This is a genomic window from Rhizobium sp. Leaf321 (assembly GCF_001423215.1).
Lineage (GTDB): Bacteria > Pseudomonadota > Alphaproteobacteria > Rhizobiales > Rhizobiaceae > Neorhizobium > Neorhizobium soli.
Map to the genome: position 1 here is coordinate 93,285 of NZ_LMOF01000006.1, position 23,007 is coordinate 116,291.

The following is a 23,007-nucleotide window of genomic DNA, read 5'->3' on the forward strand; positions in this document are numbered from 1 at the left end:
CACCTTGGTTAAGGACGTCCTAATGGCAGCTGATTGCAATGCGGCTTTGAAACCATGACAGCGAAGAAAAAACCTCAGGTTTACATCACTCGCAAACTTCCGGACGCCGTTGAAACGCGCATGCGCGAGCTTTTCGACGCAGAGCTCAATATCGACGATTGTCCCCGTTCGCGCGAAGAGCTTATCGCTGCGATGAAGACCGCCGATGTGCTGGTACCGACGGTTACCGATAGGATCGACGGAGGGCTGATCGCGGAAGCAGGCCCGCAGCTGAAGCTGATCGCCAGTTTTTCCAACGGTACCGATCATATCGATGTGGATGCGGCCGCGAAGAAAGGAATCACGGTCACCAACACGCCGAACGTCCTGACCGAAGACACGGCCGACATGACCTTGGCGCTGATTCTTGCCGTCAACCGACGCCTGGCGGAAGGATCGCGGATCCTCACCGACAAGCCCGGAGACTGGGAAGGCTGGAGCCCGACCTGGATGCTCGGCCGGCGGATCTGGGGCAAGCGTATCGGCATCGTCGGCATGGGCCGCATCGGCAGTGCCGTGGCGCGCCGGGCCAAGGCCTTCGGCCTCGCCATCCATTATCACAATCGCAAGCCGGTCAGCCCGGCCACCGAGGAAGAGCTGGAGGCGACCTATTGGGACAGCCTCGACCAGATGCTTGCGCGCGTCGATATCGTCTCGATCAACTGCCCGTCGACGCCGGCGACCTTCCACCTTCTCTCGGCCCGCCGGCTGGCCTTGCTGCAGCCCGGTTCGATCATCGTCAACACCGCCCGCGGCGATATCATCGACGAGGTCGCGATGGTGCAGCTGCTGCGCGATGGGAAAATTGCAGGCGCAGGGCTCGACGTCTATCAGAACGAACCGGCCGTCAATCCGAAGCTGGTCAAGCTCGCCCGCGAGGGACGTGTCGTGCTGCTGCCGCATATGGGCTCGGCAACGATCGAAGGTCGCATCGACATGGGCGACAAGGTGATCATCAATATTCGCACGTATTTCGACGGCCATCGCCCACCGAACCGGGTTCTGCCTGGCCGGAACTAACGGTTCTTACGCGAGCGCTTCCGCATCTCGATCGATGTCGTTCTGGCATAGCCCGCATGGGCATTCTCGGCCGTCTTCACGAAGCCCCACTTCTCGAAGGTCGCGTGATTGCCGGTAAGCTCGATGCGCGTCTCCAGCCTCAGCGCAGGCAGGCCGTGTTGCCGCGCGATATCCTCCGCCACCGAGAGCAGCCGCCGGCCGAGACCTCGGTTCTGGAACGCAGGCGATATCGCCAGCTTGCCCACATAGAGACATCCGGGTTCAGGCTTCAGAAACACGCAACCTGCAAGCTGTCCCTCTTCCACCGCGACGAACGCAATCTCGTCGCGCGCCTTCTGCTCAAGCGACACAAGCGTGAGCCGGTGGGCAGAGGAGGGCGGATCGATCACCCCGTCCATATAGGCGAAGGATGAGATGATCAGCGTCAGCAGGTCTTCCCAGCCGGTGAAACTCTCGTCGATACGAACGATCTCAGTCATTCGGTAGCCGTCCGTTTCGCACGGCGCTTGTACTTGATCACATCGAACCGCGTTGCAAGTCCATCGTAGAGCAACAGGCGCCTAACCAGCGGTTCGCCAATCCCTGTCACCAACTTGATCGCTTCCATCGCCATCAGCGTCCCGATCACGCCGGTCAACGCACCAACCACGCCAGTCTCCGCGCAGGCGGGGATGAGGCCTTCCGGCGGCTGCTCGGGGAAGAGGTCGCGGTAGGTGGGGTTGAGATCTCCGTCCTCGCCGGCCTCGTAAGGTTTCAGCACCGTCAACGATCCGTCGAAGCGCCCGACCGCACCCGTCACCAAGGGGATGCGGGCCGCTTCCGCCGCGTCCGCTGCTGCATAGCGCGTGTCGAAATTGTCCGAGCCGTCGATCAGCAGGCGGAAACGGGAGAGATGCATCTGAGCCCATTCGGCGGAGAAGCGCTCCTCGAAATCCATCACCCGCGTATTCGGGTTCAACCGGGCGATCGCCTCTCGGGCACTCCGTGTCTTCATCTCGCCGATCGTGCCGGTATCGTGGATCACCTGTCGCTGCAGGTTGGAGAGCGAAACGCGGTCGTCGTCGACGATGCCGATCGTGCCAACGCCGGCCGCTGCGAGATATTCGAGTATGGGCGCCCCAAGACCGCCCGCACCGATCACCAGCACACGTGCGCTCTTGAGCTTCTGCTGGCCCTGACCGCCGATCTCCGGCAGCAGGATATGGCGGCGATAGCGCTCGATTTCATCTGGGCGGAGCGTGTCCGAATTCTGGTTTTCCATCATGGGATCATAGCACCGCAGAAATCGAGTGTAAGCAGGTTCAGCGGGTTATGCCGCCATGGGAAACTGTCAGGAACTGCGCCCGATCGGCAAGCGCTGCAAACATGTGGCGATCGGTGCCGGTCATGAAGGCCTGCCCGCCCAGTCCATGCACGAGATCGAACAATGTCGCGCGCCGTCCCTCGTCCAGATGTGCTGCAATCTCGTCCAGAAGCAGGATTGGCGCATGGCCGGTCATATCAGCCGTCAGGCGGGCATGGGCAAGCACGAGCCCGATCAGCAGGGCTTTCTGCTCCCCGGTCGAGCAGCGCGAAGCCTCGATGTCCTTCTCGCGGTGACGAACGGTTAGGTCGACACGGTGCGGACCATCCAGTGTTCGTCCCGCTGCAGCGTCGCGGCCACGCCCTGACGCGAGCATGGCGAGATATTCATCTTCGAGGTCCGCCGCGGGCCGATCCATGGCACCGTCCAGAAACCCTTCCAGCGAAAGCTCTGGCGTTGGAAACGGCGTGTCGCCGAGATTGGCAGACAGCGTCTTCAGCAGTCCCAGCATCTCGTGCCGGGCAGCCGCCATGGATATACCGAGACCCGCCATCTGCGCCTCGATTGCGGAAAGCCACGCAGGGTCGAACCGGCCTTCGGACAGCAACCGGTTGCGGCTGCGCATGGCCCGCTCGAAATCGCCCGCCCGCCGGCCGTGGCCTGCATCGAGCGAGAGAACCAGTCGGTCGAGAAAGCGGCGGCGGTCGGCCGAGGGGCCGGTGAACAGCCCATCCATAGCCGGGGTCAGCCAAAGGGCGCGCAGATGGTCGGAGAGTTCTTCGGTCGATTTTGCCGGCGTGCCGTTGATGCGGAGCTTACGGCTGACACCGTCGCCGTCATTCGCTTCGATGCCGGTGCCGAGCGAAACCTCGCCCTCCATCCCGTCCACATCCGCAAAGACGCTGAAACCTGCGGCAGCGCCGACGCGCGTGACATCGCTCAGCACGGCGCGGCGCAGGCCACGGCCGGGAGACAGGAAGGACACGGCTTCGAGAAGGTTGGTCTTGCCTGCACCGTTCTCGCCGGTCAGGACGACATGCCGGCCGTCGAGATCGAGCGAAGCCTGGGTGTAATTTCGAAAGTCGGTCAGCTTCAACCGGGAAAGGAAGGTCTTTTGCGCCATCTTGTATCGCGTTGTTTCCACGTAGGAGCTAAGGACTTCGCGCCAAGAAGGCAAGCGCAGGTCTGTAACTGACATCACCCTTGGCGAGTTGCAGGCCGTGCCCGCCGTTTTCTTCCCGTTCCAAACGCTGTAGTCTCGGAGAAAGCCTCAGCCGGAAGGATCCGGCGAATGCCCGAAATCGAGTGCGAGTGAATAGTGTGACCGAAGACGATAGAATTTTGAAGCTGGAGGAATTGGCGGCGCATCAGGCCAAGGTCATCGAGGAACTGTCCGACCAGCTTGCCGAACAGTGGAAGGTCGTCGAGCAGACCCGCTCGAAGCTCGACCGGCTGACCGTACGCTTTCTGTCCCTCGAGGAAACCTCGCTGGAAGCGCCGGCCAACACTAGGCCGCCACACTACTGACCGTCACGCGGCGGCGCGGGCAAAGCGCCTCAGGGCCACATATTCCCAGATTGCGACGGCCAGAAGCGAACCCGTCGCAAGCATCTGGATGTGGACGGTTGTCAGGCTCGCAACAAGCAGAAAGCAGGCAACAAGGACGGCAATGCCGGCACAATGCGACCATGGCACATGCTTTGTCGAATGCGTCTTTACCCAGATCATGCCGCTTAAGAACAGGATCGGACCGCCTAGAAGCGCGAAAGCCTGAGCAAGCGTTGCATGCTCGTGCGCATGCGACAGTGCGAAGTCTTCACCGACTGCAGTAAGGATGATGCCAGCGATAATCGGCAGGTGACCGTAGGTGAAAAGATGATTCGCGGTCGCCTGTGGCTCTGAACTTTCTTCCGCCTTGTCGGCTGCCTTTTCCTGCCCGTCATGGAAGTAGATCCACCACATCAGCACGGTCGAAAGGAAGGCTACAAACAGCACGAGTGGCGTCAAGCTGCTTTCCAGATGACTGGATGCATTCTTGCCCGTGGTGAGGATCGTTTCCCCAAGTGCGATGATGACGAACAGCGCGCAGCGTTCGGCCATATGCTCGCCGTTGATGTCAAGCGTTTCCGCAGGCGCGGCACCTAGCCCGGGCACCCGGTAACGCAGGATCGGGGCGATATATTCGATCGCCAGCGCAGCGATCCAGAAATACACCCGGACGGACTGTTCACTGAGGCCGCCGGCGATCCACAAGGCGCTTGAAACCGAAAGCCAGACGGTAATCCGCTGGAAGGTGACATAGGAGGCCCGATCGGCGTGTCGGAAGGCGTAGAGCGCAAACAGCGATCGAATGATCTGCATGGCCGAATAGGCGAGCGCGAAGGTCAGGCCCATGTCCTGAAACGCCCTCGGCAGGGCAATTGCCAGAATGACGCCGAGAAACATCAGGCCGAACAGCAGGATCCGCACCGGCTCTATTTCGGCATCGAGAAGATTGGTGACCCAGGTCGTGTGGATCCAGACCCACCAGAGCGCGAAGATGAAAATCAGCGCTTCGGCGGCGATCCCGAGTGAGAAATCCGCGGCCAGCGTTTCCGACAACTGGATGAAGGCGAAGACGAAGACCAGGTCGAAGAACAGTTCCGGGAAGTTGGCCTTGGTCGCCTGCTTGTCGTCTTTGCGAAGCCAGTAGTGTTTACCGTCCGTCATGTCTGGTCTCGATTGTTTCAGTCCCGCAACTACAGAGCGGGATTGTTCAGCTCTATAATAATGGCTGGGCAGATTGCGGTGTCTATAAGGGTTTTAACGAAGAAAAACGCCGGCGCAGGGCCGGCGTTTTGCAATCTTCGTCTTTGCGACAGCCATCAGGTGTCGAAGAATTCCTTCATCCGGGCAAAGAAGCCCGTCGATTCCGGATTGTTCTCCTTGGACGAGATGTCCTCGAACTCCTGCAGCAGCTCACGCTGGCGCTTGGTCAGCTTCTGCGGCGTCTCGATCTGGATCTGGATGTAGAGGTCACCCGTCTGTGAAGACCGCAACACCGGCATTCCCTTGCCCTTGAGGCGGAACTGCTTGCCGGCCTGTGTGCCCTCAGGAACGGTCACACGTGACTTCGATCCATCCAGCGTCCCGACATCGAACGTGCCGCCAAGCGCTGCCGTCGTCATGGAGATCGGCACGGCGCAGTAGAGATCGGCGCCATCACGCTGGAAGAACTCGTGCGGTCGGACCGACAGGAAGATGTAGAGATCCCCGGTTGGGCCACCGCGCGCACCGGCTTCGCCTTCGCCCTGCAGGCGAATGCGCGTGCCGTCTTCGATGCCCGATGGAATGTTTACCGACAGCGAACGCTCTTCGGTGACGCGACCCTGGCCGTGGCACTTGGTGCACGGATCGGTGATGGTCTGTCCGCGGCCATGACAGGTCGGGCAGGTCCGCTCAACCGAGAAGAAGCCCTGGGATGCACGGACGCGCCCGGACCCCTGGCAGGTGCCGCAGGTCTTCGGCTGGGTGCCGGGCTTGGCGCCCGAACCCGAACAGACGTCACAGGTGATCGAGGACGGAACCCGGATCTGCGCCGTCTTGCCGGCATAGGCCTCGTCGAGGGTGATCTCCATATTGTAGCGAAGATCGGCGCCACGTTCGCGACCGCCGGAGGACCGGCGCGCACGGCCGCCGCCCATCATGTCGCCGAAAATGTCTTCGAAAATGTCGGAGAAGCCACCTGCTCCTGCGCCGCCGGAGAAGCCGCCACCGCCGCCGCCCATGCCACCCTGTTCGAAGGCAGCATGACCGAAGCGATCGTAGGCCGCGCGCTTCTGGGGATCCTTCAGCGTCTCGTAAGCTTCGCCGATCTCCTTGAATTTCTTCTCAGCTTCCGCATCGCCGGGGTTCTTGTCGGGATGGTATTTCATCGCAAGCTTACGGAAGGCGCTTTTCAGCTCCTTCTCGTCAGCGGATTTGCCGACACCCAGCGTTTCGTAAAAATCTGCTTTAGCCATAAGCGGTAACCGGCTCCAGAAAGGGTTCCGGCTGCACGATGGCAGCCGGATATCTTAGTCGACTATCTAGCGGTATCCGTCAACGGAACCAGACTTAGGCCGACTTCTTGTCGTCCTTGATTTCCTCGTAGTCGGCATCGACGACACCGTCGTCCTTGCCGGCTTCGGCAGCGCCACCATCAGCCTGCTGGGCCTCATAGATGGCCTGACCAAGCTTCATGGATGTTTCCATGAGGGTCTGGGTCTTCGCCTGGATGTCATCTGCATCAGGCTCGGGAGCCTCGACAGAAGCCTTGAGCGCGGCAATGGCATCCTCGATCGCCTTGCGGTCGGTCTCGGTTACCTTGTCGCCATATTCAGCCAGCGACTTCTCGCTGGAGTGAATGAGGCTTTCGGCCTGGTTCTTGGCTTCCACACCGGCACGACGCTTCTTATCGGTTTCGGCGTTCGCTTCGGCGTCCTTGACCATCTTCTCGATGTCGGCGTCGGACAGACCACCAGATGCCTGGATGCGGATCTGCTGTTCCTTGCCGGTACCCTTGTCCTTGGCCGAAACCTGGACGATACCGTTGGCGTCGATGTCGAACGTGACTTCGATCTGCGGCATGCCGCGCGGAGCCGGCGGCAGACCGACGAGGTCGAACTGACCGAGCAGCTTGTTGTCCTGCGCCATTTCACGCTCGCCCTGCGAAACGCGGATCGTCACGGCCGACTGGTTATCGTCGGCGGTCGAGAAGGTCTGCGACTTCTTCGTCGGGATCGTCGTGTTGCGGTCGATCAGGCGGGTAAAGACGCCACCGAGCGTTTCGATGCCGAGCGACAGCGGGGTCACGTCGAGAAGGAGAACGTCCTTGACGTCGCCCTGCAGAACGCCGCCCTGGATCGCGGCGCCCATGGCAACCACCTCATCCGGGTTGACGCCCTTGTGCGGCTCCTTGCCGAACAGCTGCTTGACGACTTCCTGTACCTTCGGCATGCGGCTCATGCCGCCGACCAGAACGACTTCGTCGATTTCAGCGGCAGTCACGCCGGCATCCTTCAAGGCTGCCTTGCACGGTGCGACAGTGCGCTGGACGAGATCGTCGACCAGGCTTTCGAACTTCGAGCGGGTCAGCTTCAAGGTCAGGTGCTTCGGACCGGAAGCATCGGCCGTGATGAACGGCAGGTTGATTTCGGTCTGCTGCGACGACGACAGTTCGATCTTTGCCTTCTCGGATGCTTCCTTGAGGCGCTGCAGAGCGAGCTTGTCGTTCTTCAGGTCGATGCCGTTTTCCTTCTTGAACTCGTTTGCGAGATATTCGACGAGACGCATGTCGAAGTCTTCACCACCGAGGAAGGTGTCACCGTTGGTCGACTTCACTTCGAAGACGCCATCGCCGATTTCGAGAACCGAGATATCGAACGTGCCGCCGCCCAAGTCGTAAACGGCAATCGTCTTGCCTTCCTTCTTGTCGAGGCCGTAGGCAAGTGCTGCAGCCGTCGGCTCGTTGATGATGCGCAGAACTTCAAGACCCGAAATGCGGCCGGCATCCTTGGTTGCCTGGCGCTGGGCATCGTTGAAGTATGCGGGAACCGTGATGACAGCCTGCGTGACCTTCTCACCGAGATAGGCTTCTGCGGTTTCCTTCATCTTCTGAAGGATCATCGCGGAGATCTGGGCCGGAGAGTAGGCCTTGTCCTGAGCCTTCACCCAAGCGTCGCCGTTGTCGCCCTTGACGATGTCGAAGGGTACGAGGCCCTTGTCCTTCTCAACGGTCGGGTCTTCGTAGCGGCGGCCGATAAGGCGCTTCACTGCGAAGAGCGTATTGGTTGGGTTGGTTACAGCCTGGCGCTTGGCCGGCTGACCGACGAGACGTTCGCCGTCGTCAGAAAATGCGACCATGGACGGCGTCGTGCGCGCGCCTTCCGCATTCTCGATGACTTTGGAATCCTTGCCGTCCATGATGGCGACGCAGGAGTTGGTAGTGCCAAGGTCGATGCCAATTACTTTTGCCATATCTTCTCTCTCCTTTAAGCGAACTGTCGGAACCCCGTGAAAGGCATTCCTTTGACAGTTCCTCGACTGGGAATTTTCGCAGCACCGGCTGCTGTCATGCGGGGTATATAAGGACGGGTTTTTCGGACTGCAAGGCGGGAATTCGCCTGCATTCACGCAAAAAAATGCAATTTTCCTTCTGTCTTTCTAACGGGCTACTGGCCCATGAGGATATCGTACAGCGTCGTGCGACGCGTTTCCTGCGGCTGGTAGACTTGTCCGACGTCCGAAGGCGGCATCGGGCGGCCGCCGACATCGCCGGGCGGCACCGGTGCCTGGCTATCGTAAGGGGCACGATATTCGCGGTAATCCCTGTATTCTCCGGGTTGCGCCCGGTTGGCAGAACCGCCTTCGCGATACTGTCGCGGCGGCGGTCTGTTGTCATAAACCGTCCCGGTGTTGCAGACCGCGTTGTCACCATAGGCGCAATCGGGCTGGCCCGGGGTGGCAGGCTGGACTTGCTGGCGCGTCGCGGGCGGAGGCCTGCGTGCCGGCTGTTCGAGAGAGGCTTCTCCACGAGGTGCCGCCTGTTGGACCGGCGCACGCGGAGCTGGCGGAAAATTGTCGGGCGCAGGCGCTTCACGCTGATCGCTCGCCCCCGGTATGATGCCGGAAATGATGTCGCCAATCGATGTCGATGGCGATTGTTCTTCCTCAACGGGCGGTGGCAGCTGAAGGCCGCTGTTGAATCCGAACAGTGGCGTCGGGGTATAGCCCTTCATTGCCACCGTCATGTATTCCTTCCAGGCTTTTGCCGGCAGGCCGCCACCCGTCACCTTTTTCATGAAGGCGCCGTCGTCGTTGCCGAACCAGATCCCTGTCGTCATGATGCTTGTATAACCGACAAACAGCGCATCGCGGAACGACTGGGTCGTCCCGGACTTGCCGGCAACCTGCCAGCCGTCGAGGCGCGCGGCCCGGCCGGTGCCGTCACGGACGACGCCCGACATCATGCTGTTCATGGCAGCGGCAACCGGCGCGCTGAGAACACGCGGAGGGTTGGTGTAGTCGGCCTCATAGAGAACCTTGCCGTCCGTATCCGCGATCCGCTTCACGATATAGGGCGTCGCCTTGTAGCCGCCGTTCATGAAGGCCGCATAGGATGAGGTGAGTTCCGTCAGCGAGACTTCGGATGTCCCGAGCGCGATCGAGGCGTTCGGCTGGATGTCGGAATCGACGCCGAGCCGATGCGCCATCGACACGACCTTTTCAGGCCCCACCGCCATCACCAGTTGGGCGGCGACGGTGTTGAGCGAATGGGCCATCGCATAGGAAAGCGGAACCGGCCCCTTGTATTCCTTTTCGTAATTCTCCGGCGTCCAGTTGCCGATGCGGACAGGCGCGTCGTTGACGATCGTGTCCGGATTGTAGCCCGCTTCGAGAGCCGAGGCATAGACGAACGGCTTGAACGCGGAGCCCGGCTGGCGCTTGGCCTTGACGGCCCGGTTGAACTGGCTTTGGGCGTAATCGCGGCCGCCCACCATTGCGCGGATGGCGCCGGTCGCATCAACGGACACAAGCGCCGCCTGCGAGGCGTTCAGCTTGCCGCCTTCCTTGGTCAGCACATCTTTCAAAGCCTTTTCGGCGGCTTCCTCAAGACGCAGATCGACGGTGGTCTCGACGACGACATCGACCTTCGGCTCCCCGATCAGACGCTTGACCTCATCGACCACCATGTCTGCGGCGTAGTGCTGGGCGCCGTTCCAGGAGCTCTTGGCGTTGGAAGGCGGCTGCGCCATCGCGGTCTTGAGGTCGCTGTCAGTGATGTAGCCTTCTTCCCGCATCGTGCCGAGAACGACCTGTGCCCGCTCTTCGGCCGCTTTCGGATCTCTGGCAGGCGAAAGCCGCGAGGGCGCCTTCAAGAGACCCGCAAGCGTTGCCGCCTCGCCGAGGTTGACGTCCCGTGCCGACTTGTTGAAGTAGCGACGCGAAGCGGCCTCTACACCATAGGCATTCGCGCCGAAGTACACCCGGTTGAGGTACATCGCCAGGATCTGGTCCTTGGTGAATTTCGTCTCCAGCCAGAAGGACAAGAGCACTTCCTGGATCTTTCGCTCGAACGTGCGGTCCGGGGATAGGAACAGGTTCTTGGCAAGCTGCTGGGTGATCGTCGAACCGCCCTGGATCGGCTGGCCTGTCAGATTGTTGACGAAGGCGCGCGCCAGACCCAGCGGATCGACGCCGAAATGGGAATAGAAGCGCCGGTCCTCGATCGACATGACGGCCTGGGGTAGATAAGGCGACATGTCTTCCAGCGCCAGCGCCTCGCCACCGGTCGTGCCGCGGTTCGCGATCACCGACCCATCGGTCGAGGTGATCTTCATGTTTGGCGGACGGTCTGGAATGGTCCAGCTGCTGGCAGACGGCATCTGCGCGCCGTAGTAGAGAACAAGTCCACCGATGCCGATCGCTGCCCAGATCGACAGGACGACGCACCAGTAAACCAGTCGTTTCAGGGGCGCGAAGAAGCCACCATTGTCGCCACCGCGATTTGACGATGCCTTGCGCGAAGATCTGTCGCGGTCGTTGGACGGGTCGGACTGCTTGCGTGTCTTGCGAGGCGGGAGATCGTCGTACTCGTCATCGGCCTTCTGCGCACGCCGGGTAGAGCGTCCATTGCCAATGATGCGGTCGTCCGCGTCGAGACGGAAGTCGTCTTTGTCCTGCGATCCGCCAAAAGACGGTTCGACGCGTTTGTCCGATTTTCTGGCTGCCATGATGAGCCGGCATATCCCCGTTACGCGCATCCTGAATGCGCTGTTCTCACAAATTGTCGCCCGAGTTATCTCGCTGCAGTGTAAATGCGGCGATTTAAGGAGATGTAAAATCCGATCGGACGCTATTTAATATGAGTGCCGCCTAAAAAAGGCTGGATTTCTACGTAAAACAGTTGCTTTCTATATACGGTAATTTGCCTGTCGGATCGGTTTGAGTTCCACCTTGGAGGAGGGGAGTGCATGAACAGGATCGTTGAGGCTGTGGTCATCAATGGCGACCGGCGTGTTCCGGTCGGTCTCGTTAGCGTCAAGCAGGCGCTCGAGATGCCACATAACGGTGTCTTTTCCAGCGGCATGTTTGAATTCAGTCATCCGGCCTATGAGGCTGGAAAGACCGATGTGTTTCTGACGCGAGAGGCGCTGTCGAAGTTGCAGCTCATGTAGAAGCTCGGTGGCCTTGCCCGCAAACCCGCTACGGCGGCGCTGCATGCCCAGTCGCGTCTTGCGGACGGAACTTCATTCCGGCCCGTGGATTGTCTTCAAAAGGAGATGACCATGGCGAGAAAACCACTCAATGTCGGCTTCACCGGTGATATCGACCCTGAAACGGGCGTCGTTGAAAAAGCAAAATCCACAGCCGCGAAGGTGAAGGACGAAGCGGGAATGGTCGCAGCGCATGCTGTGGATCACCCGGCCGCTACTGCATCCGTTGCCGCATCCATCGGCGTGGCGGCATTTCTACTCGGTTATCTGCTAGGCGTTTCGTCCCGGCCCCACGACAGGCAACGCTGGCTTTGACCCGCGATCCGCGTGCAGCGCTAGCCCTGCCCGATGAGCGGACCGGAACAATCATTGGTTATAGCCGTTTCCTCTAGACCTACCCGGAGACAAAGGAGGCATTCATGCCGAATCGTGACCCATTGCCAACTCCCGGCGTCGAGACTCCCCGTGGTCCCGTGGGGACTGGCGGAGTGCCCGACCGCACGCAGGAAAAGCCGCCGCTGACCCCGACGCAGGATCCGGGGGATACGAAAAACCCGCAGGATCCCACATTGGAGCCGGCTCTGATGCCGACGGGAGACCCGGCAGGCGCTGCCTGATTCGTGGTCCGAAGAAATTGATGATCTACGCCGTCCGGTGACAAGCGCGCTGGGCGGCGTGGCTCGCGATAAGGGTGTGGCTATTGTTAATAACCCCCTAAATTGCACCCGTGCGATCTTGTTATTGCTATTCAATTAGTCAGATCTCACACTGCCGGCTGCATCCACTCGTTTCCTTCGCTGAGGTTTGGAGGCTGCAAGCGGATAAGTCTTTTAGCCTGATCGCGGCTCCCAGGGGTATGGGGAGGAGCCTCGCCATCCGCACGTGAGGGGCAAATGCCAAGTCAGCTTATCCGCAAGCCGGTCAGTTCCGGCCAGCTCAACCTATTGCAGCAAGTCTTCGACGAGACCTGCTCCGAGCACCACATCGATAAAAGCAGTCCAGATGCAGAAGCACTGGCGCTCATTCTCGTCAACTCGCTTCAAAAGGGCGCCGACGAAAAAGAGAAACTGGCTGCATTGGCGGAAACTCTCGCCAAGGCGCGGTAGATTCCGGGTCGAACAGACATTCGGGCCATTCAAGGAACATATCCTGTCTTCGAAAGTTGACCGTGCTCTCGATCAACAACAGACAGGAGGCCAAAATGGCAGAATCCGTAAAGAGCCTGAAGCCAACCGAATCCCAGTCGCCATCCTTCGATCATGTGCCGAGCGAAAATTCGGCATTTAATTCCGAGATCGCCAGCCTCAAGTCCGAGATCGCCAATTTGCGTGATCTGTTGGCAGAAAAAGGCAGCGTTGCTTATGACCGCGTTGCAAGCCGCGCGTCCGATGCCGCAAGCTACGTTTCGGAAGAAGCAAATTCCGTGGCCGCCACTGTCCGCGAGCATCCTGCAGCAACCACGACCCTGATCACCCTGATTGGCGGTATCGGCTTTGCGATCGGCTATCTCGTCGCCAACGCGTCCGTCGACAGCAAGCAGGCCTGGTATCAGCGTTACATCAACGACCGCTTCTAAGAATACCTTATCCGTCTAGCCGGCCGAACTATCCGTTCGGCTGGCGCAGTCGATCCAGAAGGCCTTGGTGAGTTCTGCAAGTCGTTCCGGGTCTATCCTGATCGCAGCATTCGTTGCTCCAGCTGCGGGCACGACCTCAGGGTAATCCCTTAGCGAAAGGTCGCAATAGACCTGGAGCTCAGTCGCAAGACCAAACGGGCATACCCCTCCGATCGGATGGCCAGTTGCTGCCATGACCTCATCGCCGGACAGCATCCGCGGTTTGGCGCTGAAGACCGACCTGAACTTCTTATTGTCGATGCGACTGTTTCCCGACATTACGACCAACAGCATGACGTCGCCCGCTCGCAGGCAGATTGTCTTCGCGATCTGGTCAGGATCGACGCCATGCGCGAGTGCTGCAAGCGGAACGGTCGCCGCACTCTGTTCGGTCTCGATGATCTCGATGTCAGGCGCGTGGGTCGCGAAAAAGCTGCGTACGGATTCAAGGCTCATGGGTGCAGCATGACCGAAGCGCATCCAGCGGGCAAGTCTCGCGAGGCATGCAATTCTTGCAATGCTGCGGTGCGAAATTACGTCTGTTTTTTGTGCGTTTCCGCTGTATTTTTAAATCATCGACGGACGCACTCCTCCTCCCAGCGTCCCCGATGGGGCCGGCAACACTCCTCCTCCCAGTTGTTGGCCAGTTTCAGAAGCCCGACGCACCTCCTCCCGCGTCGGGCTTTTCTGTTTTCTGAGGGGCTGGAGCGATGAGATATCTTAAGCGCCTGAAGCTCTCGAAAAGGCCCGCAACTCCAAGAACTTGCGTCGATGTAGCGGATGCAGGGCACCACGATCGCGTCTGGATCGATCGATTTGCGCCCGGTCCTGCAGGCTTGACGCCAAAACGGCCAGACCTTAAATCCTCTGCATCGATATTTGTTTGACAAGCCAGCACGTGGCTAAACTGCCCCGCCTGCGACGATCTTTCTTCAAATACGAAACACAAACGCCCCGGGAAATTCCGAACGGGGCAGTCGGTCATTTGCAAGAGAAAGGCATCGTTATGGCGACTGGTACTGTAAAATGGTTCAACGCAACCAAGGGCTACGGCTTCATCACCCCTGACGACGGTGGCAAGGACGTTTTCGTTCACGTCACCGCGGTCGAGCGCGCAGGCCTCGGCCAGCTGCAGGACGGTCAGAAGATCGGCTTCGAACTGACGACCGACCGCCGTTCCGGCAAGGAATCGGCTGACAGCCTCCGCGCCGTCTAAGATACCCGTTTCATTTATTTATGAAGGCCGGTCATCGACCGGCCTTTTTGCGTTCCGACGATGCCTTTCGAGCAGGGCACAGAGCGCCGTTAACCAAATATTAACCAATTAGCGAGACGATGAACATTAGAGCCAATGTCGTCGACGGCGGCTGTTTCGCATTGCATGCCCATAAGAGTGACCACGGATGTACTGGCACTTGTGATTGGGATCAGAAAGGTCGGGCTAGCCCGACCTTTTTCGTTTCGTATGAGTTGGACGTGTATCGGCAAAGGCGCTGTCTGCTGCGCCCCGCCGATGCCCTCACTTTGCGAGGGCCGTGATGATCCGGACCCAGGACCTGATCCCCTTGTGGTAGGACTTCAGGTCATACTTCTCGTTCGGCGAGTGGATCCGGTCGTCATTGAGTCCGAAGCCGACCAGCAGACTATCCATTCCGAGCATCTTCTGGAAATCGCCAACGATCGGAATGGAGCCGCCCATGCCGATGATGACGGCTGGATTTGCCCATTCGTCCGAAAGCGCACTCTTGGCCTTGGTCAGGGCCGGTGAGTCGTAGGAAAGCTGGATCGCAGGCGAGCCACCATGCGGGTGGAACTCGACGTTGCAGTCCGCCGGGATCTTGGATGTCACATAGGCGCGGAACGCGTCGCGGATCTTGTCCGGGTCCTGCGTGCCGACGAGGCGGAACGAGATCTTTGCCGAAGCCTTGGCTGCAATCACGGTCTTGAAGCCATCGCCGGTATAGCCACCCCAAATCCCGTTGACCTCGCAGGTCGGTCGGGCCCAGGTCATTTCCAGAACCGAACGGCCCTTTTCGCCGGCCGGCTCTGAGAGCCCGATTTCGCCGAGGAACTTTTCGGCCGAGCGACCAAGCGTCTCCCAGCTTGCCTTGATGTTTTCAGGCGTTTCCTCGACGCCGTCGTAGAAACCCTCAAGGGTGATGCGGCCTGTGTCGTCGCGAAGGCCGGCGATGATACCGGTGAGAATGTGGATCGGGTTTGCGGCAGCACCGCCGTAAAGGCCGGAATGCAGGTCGCGATCGGCAGCGGTGACAGTGATCTCTTCGCCGACCAGGCCGCGAAGGGCGGCAGCGATTGCCGGTGTGTCGGTGTCCCACATGCCCGTATCGCAGACCAGGGCGAAGTCGGCCTTGAGCTCTTCGGCATTGGCTTCGAGGAAAGGCTTCAGCGACGGCGAACCGGATTCTTCCTCGCCCTCAAACAGGATGGTGATGCGGATCGGCAGCGCGCCATGCACGTCCTTGTAGGCGCGGCAGGCTTCGACGAAGGTCAGCAACTGGCCCTTGTCGTCGGATGTCCCGCGTCCGGTCATGATCTTGCGGCCACCCGGGAGCTCCTTCAGCTTCGGATCGAAGGGATCATCTTCCCAGAGCTCGATCGGATCAACCGGCTGCACGTCGTAGTGACCGTAGAACAGAACGTGCGGCGCATCCGGCGTTGCTCCCGCGTGATGACCGACCACCATCGGATGACCGGGGGTGTCGCGCAAGGACGCTTCGAAGCCCAGCGTCGTCAATTCCTGGACAAGCCACTCAGCAGCTTTGCGGCAATCGTCCTTGAAGGCCGGATCAGTCGAGATGGACTTGATGCGCACGAGATCGAACATCCGATCGATGCTGGCGCTGAGGTTCTGATCGGCACGGTCAAGAACGGGGGAAAGTTCGGTCATAACAATATCCTGTGTGTGGATGCTCGGCGCCGCTGTAGACGTGGCTTGCGACGCTCGTTCCGGAAACTAGCAAGCCTTTATGTCACCGTACAATGGAAAAGGCTGATTGGTGCAGGACAACTAGCGGGCAGTAACGTCGACTGCAACCTTGCACTGACAAGTCTCTGGCGCCCCCTAGAGCTTGCGGGCGTTCTCCAAAATCATCCGCATGTATTCGATCATCAGGTCACGCTCGAATCGCTTGAACCCGGAAAACAGGGCCGCGTCGGCTTCCGCTGCCGCCTCCACCGCACGGGCCTCCAGGCTGCGGCCAAGCGCCGTCAGGGTAATGATCTTTGCCCGCTTGTCGTCAGGATGGGGGATGCGCTCGATGAGACCGTCGCGCTGCATCCGCGCGAGCGTATTGGCGACCGTCGCCTGCTCCACCTCGAGCTTGTCCAGGAGTTGCTTCTGGGTAAGGCCATCCTGCTGCCAGAGTTCCAGGAGAACGGGAAACTGGCCCGGGGAAAAGCCGAGGCTGCTTGAGCGCTGTTGCAGGGATCGCGCAAAACCCTTCGCAAGCTGGTTGGCGAGATAGGTTGCGGAATGAGAGCGATCGAATGCCATGGCTTCGGTATCTTGCTTCCCGGTTGAAAGTCCAAACAGACCTTGCCCGGAAGGATATATCGCACGCCGTGCTTTCGCCAACCCTGCAACGCTTCGCTAGATGCTGTGAGCCGCAAACAAAAACCGCCACGACCGGGAGGGGAGCGGTCGTGGCGGCATGATAGAAGAACAAAGGCCCGGAGAGGGGGGTGAGCCTTTGTCCGGTCTGACGCGGCAGGGGGCAAGCCGGGTGCCAGACTGCGGCGTGATCAATCGCCGGTAAGCTTGAAATGTGCGGCGAAATGCGGCTTTTCAAGGGATTGGTCTATTACAAATCGGTAACGTTGCGGTGAGCGTTCGGTGGCGCTGCCGGCGAACTTTTCGTGGACGCCGAAGATGCCTCGGGGTATTCCATCCCCATGAAAAAAGGCGATCATCTCTTCCTCATCGACGGCTCCGGTTTCATCTTCCGGGCGTTTCATGCATTGCCCCCGCTCACCCGCAAATCAGACGGGCTGCCGGTGGGCGCCGTGTCGGGGTTCTGCAACATGTTGTGGAAGCTTCTGACCGATGCGCGCGATACGTCTGTCGGCGTCACGCCGACGCATTTCGCCGTCATTTTCGACTATTCCTCAAAGACCTTCCGCAAGGAGATCTACGATGCGTACAAAGCCAACCGGTCCGCGCCGCCGGAAGAGCTCGTTCCGCAGTTCGGTCTGATCCGCCAGGCGACCCGCGCCTTCAACCTGCCCTGCATCGAGACGGAGGGGTTCGAGGCGGATGACATCATTGCCACCTATGCCCGCCAGGCCGAAGCGACCGGCGCCGACGTCACCATCGTGTCCTCCGACAAGGATCTGATGCAGCTGGTGACGCCGATGGTCCACATGTACGACAGCATGAAGGACAAGCAGATCAGCGTGCCCGACGTCGTCGAAAAGTGGGGGGTAGCGCCTGAAAAGATGATCGATCTCCAGGCTCTGGTCGGCGATTCGGTCGACAACGTGCCGGGTATTCCGGGCATCGGGCCGAAGACGGCAGCGCAGCTTTTGGAAGAGTTCGGCGATCTCGAAACGCTTCTTTCCCGCGCCGGAGAGATCAAGCAGGTCAAGCGCCGCGAAAGCATCATCGCCTTTGCCGAGCAGGCGCGCCTGTCGAGGCGACTGGTGGAGCTGCGCACCGATGTACCCCTGGAGCTCGAACTCGATGCGCTGGTTCTCGAACCCCAGAACGGACCAAAGCTGATCGGCTTCCTCAAGGCCATGAACTTCGGAACGTTGACGCGAAGGGTTGCCACAGCCTGCGACTGCAACGCCGATGAAATCGAAGCGGCGGATGTCGAGGTCGAATGGGGCGATGCCGCCCACGGTCCAGACCTCGATGCGGGCGAGGCGGCGAAGGCCGACACGGGAGAGACCGCAGCCGCGGCGCCGGTCGAGCGAGCGGTTTCGACGGTCGCAAAGGTAACCGGCGAAGCGACGCCAGCCTCCTTTGCCGAAGCTCGTATCGCCGCATTCGGGCAGGCCAAGCTCGATATGGAAAACTACGTCACGATCCGCGATGTGGAAGTGCTTGATGACTGGATCCGCGCGGCGCGCGAGACCGGTTTCGTCGCCTTCGACACGGAGACGAACTCGCTCGACCCGATGCAGGCCGAACTGGTCGGCTTCTCGCTGGCGATCGCCGACAATACCGACAGCCCGTCCGGTCTCGAAGTCCGCGCCGCCTATGTCCCGCTCACCCACAAGACCGGTGTCGGCGATCTCCTAGGCGGCGGTCTGGCCGAAAACCAGATGGCCAGCCGCGAAGCGCTGGATCGCCTGAAGCCGCTGCTGGAAGATCCGACCGTCCTCAAGGTCGCGCAGAACCTCAAGTTCGATTACCTCGTCATGAAGCGGCACGGCATAACCGTCCAGGCCCATGACGATACGATGCTGATGTCCTACGTGCTGGAGGCCGGAAAGGCCAACCACGGCATGGACGCATTGTCCGAACGCTGGCTCAATCATAAGCCGATCGCTTTCAAGGATGTTGCCGGTTCCGGCAAGAGCGGGGTGACGTTCGATTACGTCGATATCGAGAAGGCGACTGCCTATGCGGCCGAGGACGCGGATGTCACGCTGCGTCTCTGGATGGTGCTGAAACCGCAGCTCGCCGCAGCGGGCCTAACACGCGTCTACGAACGGCTCGAGCGACCGCTGGTCTCTGTTCTCGCCGATATGGAAGAACGCGGCATCACTATCGATCGGCAGATCCTGTCGCGCCTTTCCGGCGAGCTTGCGCAGAAGGCGGCGGCCTTCGAAGACGAGATCTATGCGCTCGCCGGCGAGAAATTCACCATCGGCTCTCCCAAGCAACTCGGCGATATCCTGTTCGGCAAGATGGGCCTGCCCGGCGGTGCCAAGACCAAGACCGGCCAGTGGTCGACTTCGGCAAGCGTGCTGGAGGATCTGGCCGCGACTGGTCACGATCTGCCGCGCAAGATCGTCGACTGGCGCCAGCTGACAAAGCTGAAATCCACCTACACCGATGCGCTTCCAGGCTACGTCCATCCGCAGACCAAGCGCGTCCACACGTCCTATTCGCTGGCGTCGACCACGACCGGGCGTCTTTCCTCGTCGGAACCCAACCTTCAGAACATCCCGGTCCGCAATGCCGAAGGCCGCAAGATCCGCACCGCATTCATCGCGACCCCCGGCCACAAGCTTCTCTCCGCGGATTACAGCCAGATCGAGCTGCGCGTCCTCGCCCACGTCGCCGACATTCCGCAGCTGCGTCAGGCCTTCGCGGATGGCATCGATATTCACGCGATGACCGCATCGGAAATGTTCGGCGTGCCGGTCGAGGGCATGTCGAGTGAGGTCCGTCGCCGCGCAAAGGCGATCAACTTCGGCATCATCTACGGAATTTCCGCTTTTGGTCTTGCCAACCAGCTGTCTATCGATCGCTCGGAAGCAGGCGATTACATCAAGCGGTATTTCGAGCGCTTTCCCGGTATCAAGGACTACATGGAGCAGACGAAGGCCTTTGCCCGTGAGCATGGTTATGTGGAAACGATCTTCGGCCGTCGCTCCCATTATCCCGATATCAAGTCGTCCAACCCATCGATGCGCGCCTTCAATGAACGCGCTGCCATCAACGCCCCGATCCAGGGGTCGGCCGCTGATGTCATCCGCCGTGCGATGATCGGGATGGAGCCTGCCCTGAAGAAGGCCGGTCTCGACGAAAAGGTCCGCATGCTGCTGCAAGTGCATGACGAACTGATCTTCGAAGTCGAAGATGCGGCGATCGAAGAAGCGATCCCTCTGATCGTATCGACCATGGAAGAGGCGACAATGCCGGCTGTCTCGATGCGGGTGCCGCTGAAAGTGGACGCGCGCGCCGCCGCGAACTGGGACGAGGCGCACTGATCTGGCTTGATCAGCCGTTGGGGTAAAGAGACAAAAGAGCTGTCGATAGCAGCTCGTCGGCGTATCGGTGCGCCGACTGGCTGCCTTCATCCGTCATGCCCAGTTCACGACAGCGGTGGTGGACGGTGTCGAGGATCAGGCTGGCAATGCCCTTGGCATGATCAACATTCGCGTTTTCGGAGGTATCCAGCGCCATGGCGAGCGAGGTGATGGACACGATCTCGAGCACGGTCATCCGGGCTTCCAAATTGAGCCTTGCCGTTCCCGCAGCATCCACGTCGTTTAAGTCATCAAGCCTTCGCGTTTGGTCCATGCTGCGCCCCTTATGTTAGAAAGTCCACATAGAGGCAAAATCGGGACTGTAAAGTGCCCGTCGTGAAGATAGTCGCAAAATCACACGCGCCGGAAAAGACGTCGTTCCAGCGTGTCGATCAGTGTCTGGGCGGCTTCGCTCAGGGACCCGCTGTTGTCGATCGTTACGACCGAATAGTCGCCATCGACAGTGAGGGAGCCGCGCTCGAGACGCCGCAGGATGTCCTCGCGGCATTCCCGTCCCCGCGCTTCGAGCCGCGCGGCCAGCACGTCGCGCGAGGCAATGACGTTGATGACCAGCATGGCCGGATACGCTGAGTGGAAGTGTGCAAGCGCCGAACGGGAGCCATTGGCGATGACCAGACGGCCATCTTCGACAGCATCGAGCGTATCCTTGGGAATGCCATAGGATAGCCCATGCGCATTCCAGGACACGGCAAAGCGTCCGGCTTTTTCCATCGCAGCGAACTCGTCCTCCGAGACGCCGTCGTGGTCCTCGCCGCCGGAAGCCGGGTTCCGGGTGATTGTGCGGCGGGCAAACACCACGTCGTCACGATCCGCAAAATGCCGCGCAGCCTCCGCCATCAGCGTGTCCTTGCCTGCACCGCTCGGTCCAACCACGACGACGATCACGCCGCTTTTGCCACTGTCGCTATCTGTCGGGCAGCCGTCCATCAGGCGACCCGCCGACCTTCGCGCCAGACGGCACGCGCCACCGGCACGCCCTCCGGACGATGAACCCGGACCAGATCGGCGCGCAGGCCGGTGGCGATCCGGCCGCGATCGTCGAGGCCGACGGTGCGGGCAGGCGTCGCACTCACCATGGCTATCGCCTTCGGCAGCGAGATGCTGTCGACCTCGTCTGCCAGGATGAACGGCGCGTAGAGCAGGCTGAGTGGCACGTAGTCGGACGAAAGCACGTCGAGCACGTCTTTCTCAGCCAGATCGCGGGCGGCAATATTGCCGGAATGCGACTTGCCCCGCACGATATTGGGCGCGCCCATCAGCACGCTCATGCCGGCCTGGTGCGAGGCCTTGGCGGCATCGAGACTGGTCGGGAATTCGGCGAGCTTCACACCGTTGCCGATCGCCTCGTCCACATGCGCAAGCGTCGCATCGTCATGGCTGGCAACCGTAATGCCGTTATCGGCGCAGACCTTCGCGATGGCGATGCGGTGCGGCGTCGAATTGCGCTCGGACTCCTCGACGCGCTTTTCGATGAAGATCTTGAAGGCCTCGTCGGAAAGCCCGCGCTTCTTCTGGTAGTAGAAAATGTACTGGTCCATCGTCTGGAACTGCCGCTGGCCCGGAGCATGGTCCATCAGCGAAACGAGCCTGACATAAGGGTCGTTGGCAAAATCGGCGAAGTGATCGAGCACATTGTCGGCCGAAACTTCGCAGCGAAGGTGGATAAGATGCTCGGACCGAAGGCGGCCCTGGCGCTCGGCGGCCTGGATGGCGTCTGCCATGGCCCGCATCTCGCCCTGCTCGAAGCCGCCATCCTCGTCCGATCCCATCCGCAGGCAGTCGAACACGGTGGTGATGCCGGAAGAAGCGATCTGTGCGTCATGCGCCTGGATCGCCGCCGTCGCATTCCAGCGCACGCCCGGACGCGGCGAATAGTGCTGCTCCAGATGGTCGGTATGGAGTTCGACAAGCCCGGGGATCAGGTAATCGCCCTCGAAGTCCTCGCCAGCCTGTGCCGTGCCACTGGAGATGTCTGCGATCTTGCCGTCCCGGATCTGGATGGAGCCGGTCACGATGCTGTCCTCCAGCACGATACGGGCATTTGTGAATACGGTCTCGACGGTCATGGGGTCGTCTTTCTGATATCGGAGGCGGGCGCCAGGGGCAGCCAGCGGTGAACTGTAAAATCTGCGCCCCGCTCGCGCTCAGTGAAGAGCGCAATTCCGTTGATGGAGAGCGGTGCGTTGGTAAAATCTGCAAATCTGGTTTCAAGCGCCGTTCGCATCGAAGGCGCCTGTTCGGGCGGAACCTGTCCGGTCAGCGTCATGTGAAAGCGGAACTCGTCCATCACGTAGGGGTAGCCCCAGGTCATCAGGTTGTCGCGGTGTTCGGGTGAAAGGTTCTCCGGTTTGCGCCGGGCAATATCGGCATCCGAAAGCGGCGCGCGGAACGGCTCGAAATCTTGGACCACGCTTGCGGCAAAGGCCTGTAGTTCGGGATAGACCCGGTCCGGCACCAGAGCGAAGAAGCGCCCGAGCTGGCCGATGATGGCATTCGGAATGTCGAATGCAGGTGTTTCCGCTGCAAACGCCTCGAAAGCGTCGATCAGTTCAGCCTCGCTGCGTCCCTCGGCAAGCTCGAACGGCGCCTTCAGCGTCGCATGAAAGGCGTAGCGGCGTGGGTCGGCCGTCAGCGCGTGCACATCCTCTTCGGGAATGCCATCCACGACCGCTGTCTCGAAGCGCTCCCCGCTGAAGGCATCGCGGCCAAGCCAACGGGAGGCGGTCTTCGTCAGCGGGTGATCCGCTGCGGGCGAAAAGTAGAGAGCATATCGCAAGGCATGGTTCCGGAATCAGAAAGGAAGCGACGTCCCGAGACTAACCATCTGTGGC

At 60.4% G+C, this 23,007-nt stretch carries 24 protein-coding genes; 9 read left to right on the top strand and 15 right to left on the bottom strand.

What is annotated here, in order from left to right:
* Positions 1-54: 54 nt before the first annotated feature.
* Positions 55-1,059, top strand: a complete 1,005-nt coding sequence (locus ASF70_RS06830; protein WP_062578599.1) for a D-glycerate dehydrogenase — start codon at positions 55-57, stop codon at positions 1,057-1,059.
* Here ASF70_RS06830 and ASF70_RS06835 read toward each other — a convergent pair.
* Genes ASF70_RS06835 through recF form a run of 3 tightly spaced genes read right to left on the bottom strand, consistent with a single transcriptional unit; the run spans position 1,056 to position 3,485 of the window.
* Entirely contained in the window at positions 1,056-1,538 is a 483-nt protein-coding gene (locus tag ASF70_RS06835) for a GNAT family N-acetyltransferase (RefSeq protein ID WP_062578601.1), read from the bottom strand. The two genes, ASF70_RS06830 and ASF70_RS06835, sit on opposite strands and share 4 nt — an antisense overlap.
* Positions 1,535-2,323, bottom strand: coding sequence for a molybdopterin-synthase adenylyltransferase MoeB (moeB, locus tag ASF70_RS06840; RefSeq protein WP_156461793.1), 789 nt, complete (start codon positions 2,321-2,323; stop codon positions 1,535-1,537). The genes ASF70_RS06835 and moeB overlap by 4 nt, the downstream gene beginning before the upstream one ends.
* A 37-nt stretch (positions 2,324-2,360) precedes the next feature.
* Complete coding sequence (gene recF / locus ASF70_RS06845; RefSeq protein ID WP_062578603.1) at positions 2,361-3,485, bottom strand: DNA replication/repair protein RecF; 1,125 nt, start codon at positions 3,483-3,485, stop codon at positions 2,361-2,363.
* Positions 3,486-3,673: 188 nt separating this feature from the next.
* On the opposite strand from recF, the gene ASF70_RS06850 reads away from it, so the two are divergent.
* Entirely contained in the window at positions 3,674-3,889 is a 216-nt protein-coding gene (locus tag ASF70_RS06850; protein WP_062578605.1) for a SlyX family protein, read from the top strand.
* Positions 3,890-3,892: 3 nt separating this feature from the next.
* Here ASF70_RS06850 and ASF70_RS06855 read toward each other — a convergent pair whose 3' ends face one another.
* From ASF70_RS06855 to ASF70_RS06870, 4 genes are all read right to left on the bottom strand, one after another.
* Complete coding sequence (locus ASF70_RS06855; RefSeq protein WP_062578606.1) at positions 3,893-5,071, bottom strand: low temperature requirement protein A; 1,179 nt, start codon at positions 5,069-5,071, stop codon at positions 3,893-3,895.
* 155 nt (positions 5,072-5,226) lie between these two features.
* Positions 5,227-6,363 carry a molecular chaperone DnaJ gene (gene dnaJ, locus ASF70_RS06860; protein ID WP_062454181.1) on the bottom strand — a complete coding sequence of 379 codons (1,137 nt, stop codon included), beginning with the start codon at positions 6,361-6,363 and terminating at the stop codon, positions 5,227-5,229.
* Positions 6,364-6,457: 94 nt separating this feature from the next.
* A complete protein-coding gene (dnaK, locus tag ASF70_RS06865; RefSeq protein WP_062578609.1) occupies positions 6,458-8,359 on the bottom strand; it encodes a molecular chaperone DnaK in 1,902 nt (633 codons plus the stop codon).
* 194 nt (positions 8,360-8,553) lie between these two features.
* Entirely contained in the window at positions 8,554-11,115 is a 2,562-nt protein-coding gene (locus ASF70_RS06870) for a transglycosylase domain-containing protein (protein WP_062578610.1), read from the bottom strand.
* Positions 11,116-11,355: 240 nt separating this feature from the next.
* On the opposite strand from ASF70_RS06870, the gene ASF70_RS06875 reads away from it, so the two are divergent.
* From ASF70_RS06875 to ASF70_RS06890, 5 genes are all read left to right on the top strand, one after another.
* A complete protein-coding gene (locus tag ASF70_RS06875) occupies positions 11,356-11,559 on the top strand; it encodes a hypothetical protein (RefSeq protein ID WP_062454178.1) in 204 nt (67 codons plus the stop codon).
* 111 nt (positions 11,560-11,670) lie between these two features.
* A complete protein-coding gene (locus tag ASF70_RS06880) occupies positions 11,671-11,913 on the top strand; it encodes a hypothetical protein (RefSeq protein WP_062454177.1) in 243 nt (80 codons plus the stop codon).
* Positions 11,914-12,017: 104 nt separating this feature from the next.
* Positions 12,018-12,215, top strand: coding sequence for a hypothetical protein (locus ASF70_RS23565; RefSeq protein ID WP_062454176.1), 198 nt, complete (start codon positions 12,018-12,020; stop codon positions 12,213-12,215).
* Positions 12,216-12,491: 276 nt separating this feature from the next.
* Positions 12,492-12,704, top strand: coding sequence for a hypothetical protein (locus tag ASF70_RS06885; RefSeq protein ID WP_062454175.1), 213 nt, complete (start codon positions 12,492-12,494; stop codon positions 12,702-12,704).
* A 95-nt stretch (positions 12,705-12,799) separates the two neighbouring features.
* Positions 12,800-13,174 carry a hypothetical protein gene (locus tag ASF70_RS06890; RefSeq protein WP_139283901.1) on the top strand — a complete coding sequence of 125 codons (375 nt, stop codon included), beginning with the start codon at positions 12,800-12,802 and terminating at the stop codon, positions 13,172-13,174.
* Between the two features lie 15 nt (positions 13,175-13,189).
* Here the strand turns inward: ASF70_RS06890 and ASF70_RS06895 are convergent, their stop codons facing one another.
* Positions 13,190-13,669: a YbaK/EbsC family protein gene (locus ASF70_RS06895; protein ID WP_062580095.1), complete on the bottom strand. Its 480-nt coding sequence runs from the start codon at positions 13,667-13,669 to the stop codon at positions 13,190-13,192.
* 550 nt (positions 13,670-14,219) lie between these two features.
* Here ASF70_RS06895 and ASF70_RS06900 point away from each other — a divergent pair.
* Positions 14,220-14,429, top strand: coding sequence for a cold-shock protein (locus ASF70_RS06900; protein ID WP_062454173.1), 210 nt, complete (start codon positions 14,220-14,222; stop codon positions 14,427-14,429).
* A gap of 303 nt (positions 14,430-14,732) precedes the next feature.
* Here the strand turns inward: ASF70_RS06900 and ASF70_RS06905 are convergent, their stop codons facing one another.
* From ASF70_RS06905 to ASF70_RS24165, 3 genes are all read right to left on the bottom strand, one after another.
* Positions 14,733-16,121 carry a dipeptidase gene (locus ASF70_RS06905; RefSeq protein ID WP_062454172.1) on the bottom strand — a complete coding sequence of 463 codons (1,389 nt, stop codon included), beginning with the start codon at positions 16,119-16,121 and terminating at the stop codon, positions 14,733-14,735.
* Positions 16,122-16,295: 174 nt separating this feature from the next.
* Complete coding sequence (locus tag ASF70_RS06910; protein WP_062454171.1) at positions 16,296-16,727, bottom strand: MarR family transcriptional regulator; 432 nt, start codon at positions 16,725-16,727, stop codon at positions 16,296-16,298.
* Between the two features lie 248 nt (positions 16,728-16,975).
* A complete protein-coding gene (locus ASF70_RS24165) occupies positions 16,976-17,188 on the bottom strand; it encodes a hypothetical protein (RefSeq protein ID WP_162237958.1) in 213 nt (70 codons plus the stop codon).
* Here ASF70_RS24165 and polA point away from each other — a divergent pair.
* Positions 17,126-20,116: a DNA polymerase I gene (polA, locus tag ASF70_RS06915; RefSeq protein WP_062578614.1), complete on the top strand. Its 2,991-nt coding sequence runs from the start codon at positions 17,126-17,128 to the stop codon at positions 20,114-20,116. The genes ASF70_RS24165 and polA overlap by 63 nt on opposite strands.
* 10 nt (positions 20,117-20,126) lie before the next feature.
* Here the strand turns inward: polA and ASF70_RS06920 are convergent, their stop codons facing one another.
* From ASF70_RS06920 to ASF70_RS06935, 4 genes are all read right to left on the bottom strand, one after another.
* A complete protein-coding gene (locus ASF70_RS06920; protein ID WP_062454169.1) occupies positions 20,127-20,351 on the bottom strand; it encodes a hypothetical protein in 225 nt (74 codons plus the stop codon).
* Positions 20,352-20,509: 158 nt separating this feature from the next.
* Entirely contained in the window at positions 20,510-21,103 is a 594-nt protein-coding gene (phnN, locus tag ASF70_RS06925) for a phosphonate metabolism protein/1,5-bisphosphokinase (PRPP-forming) PhnN (RefSeq protein ID WP_062578616.1), read from the bottom strand.
* Complete coding sequence (locus ASF70_RS06930; RefSeq protein ID WP_062578618.1) at positions 21,103-22,242, bottom strand: alpha-D-ribose 1-methylphosphonate 5-triphosphate diphosphatase; 1,140 nt, start codon at positions 22,240-22,242, stop codon at positions 21,103-21,105. The genes phnN and ASF70_RS06930 overlap by 1 nt, the downstream gene beginning before the upstream one ends.
* A complete protein-coding gene (locus ASF70_RS06935) occupies positions 22,239-22,952 on the bottom strand; it encodes a DUF1045 domain-containing protein (protein WP_062578620.1) in 714 nt (237 codons plus the stop codon). The genes ASF70_RS06930 and ASF70_RS06935 overlap by 4 nt, the downstream gene beginning before the upstream one ends.
* Positions 22,953-23,007: the final 55 nt, after the last annotated feature.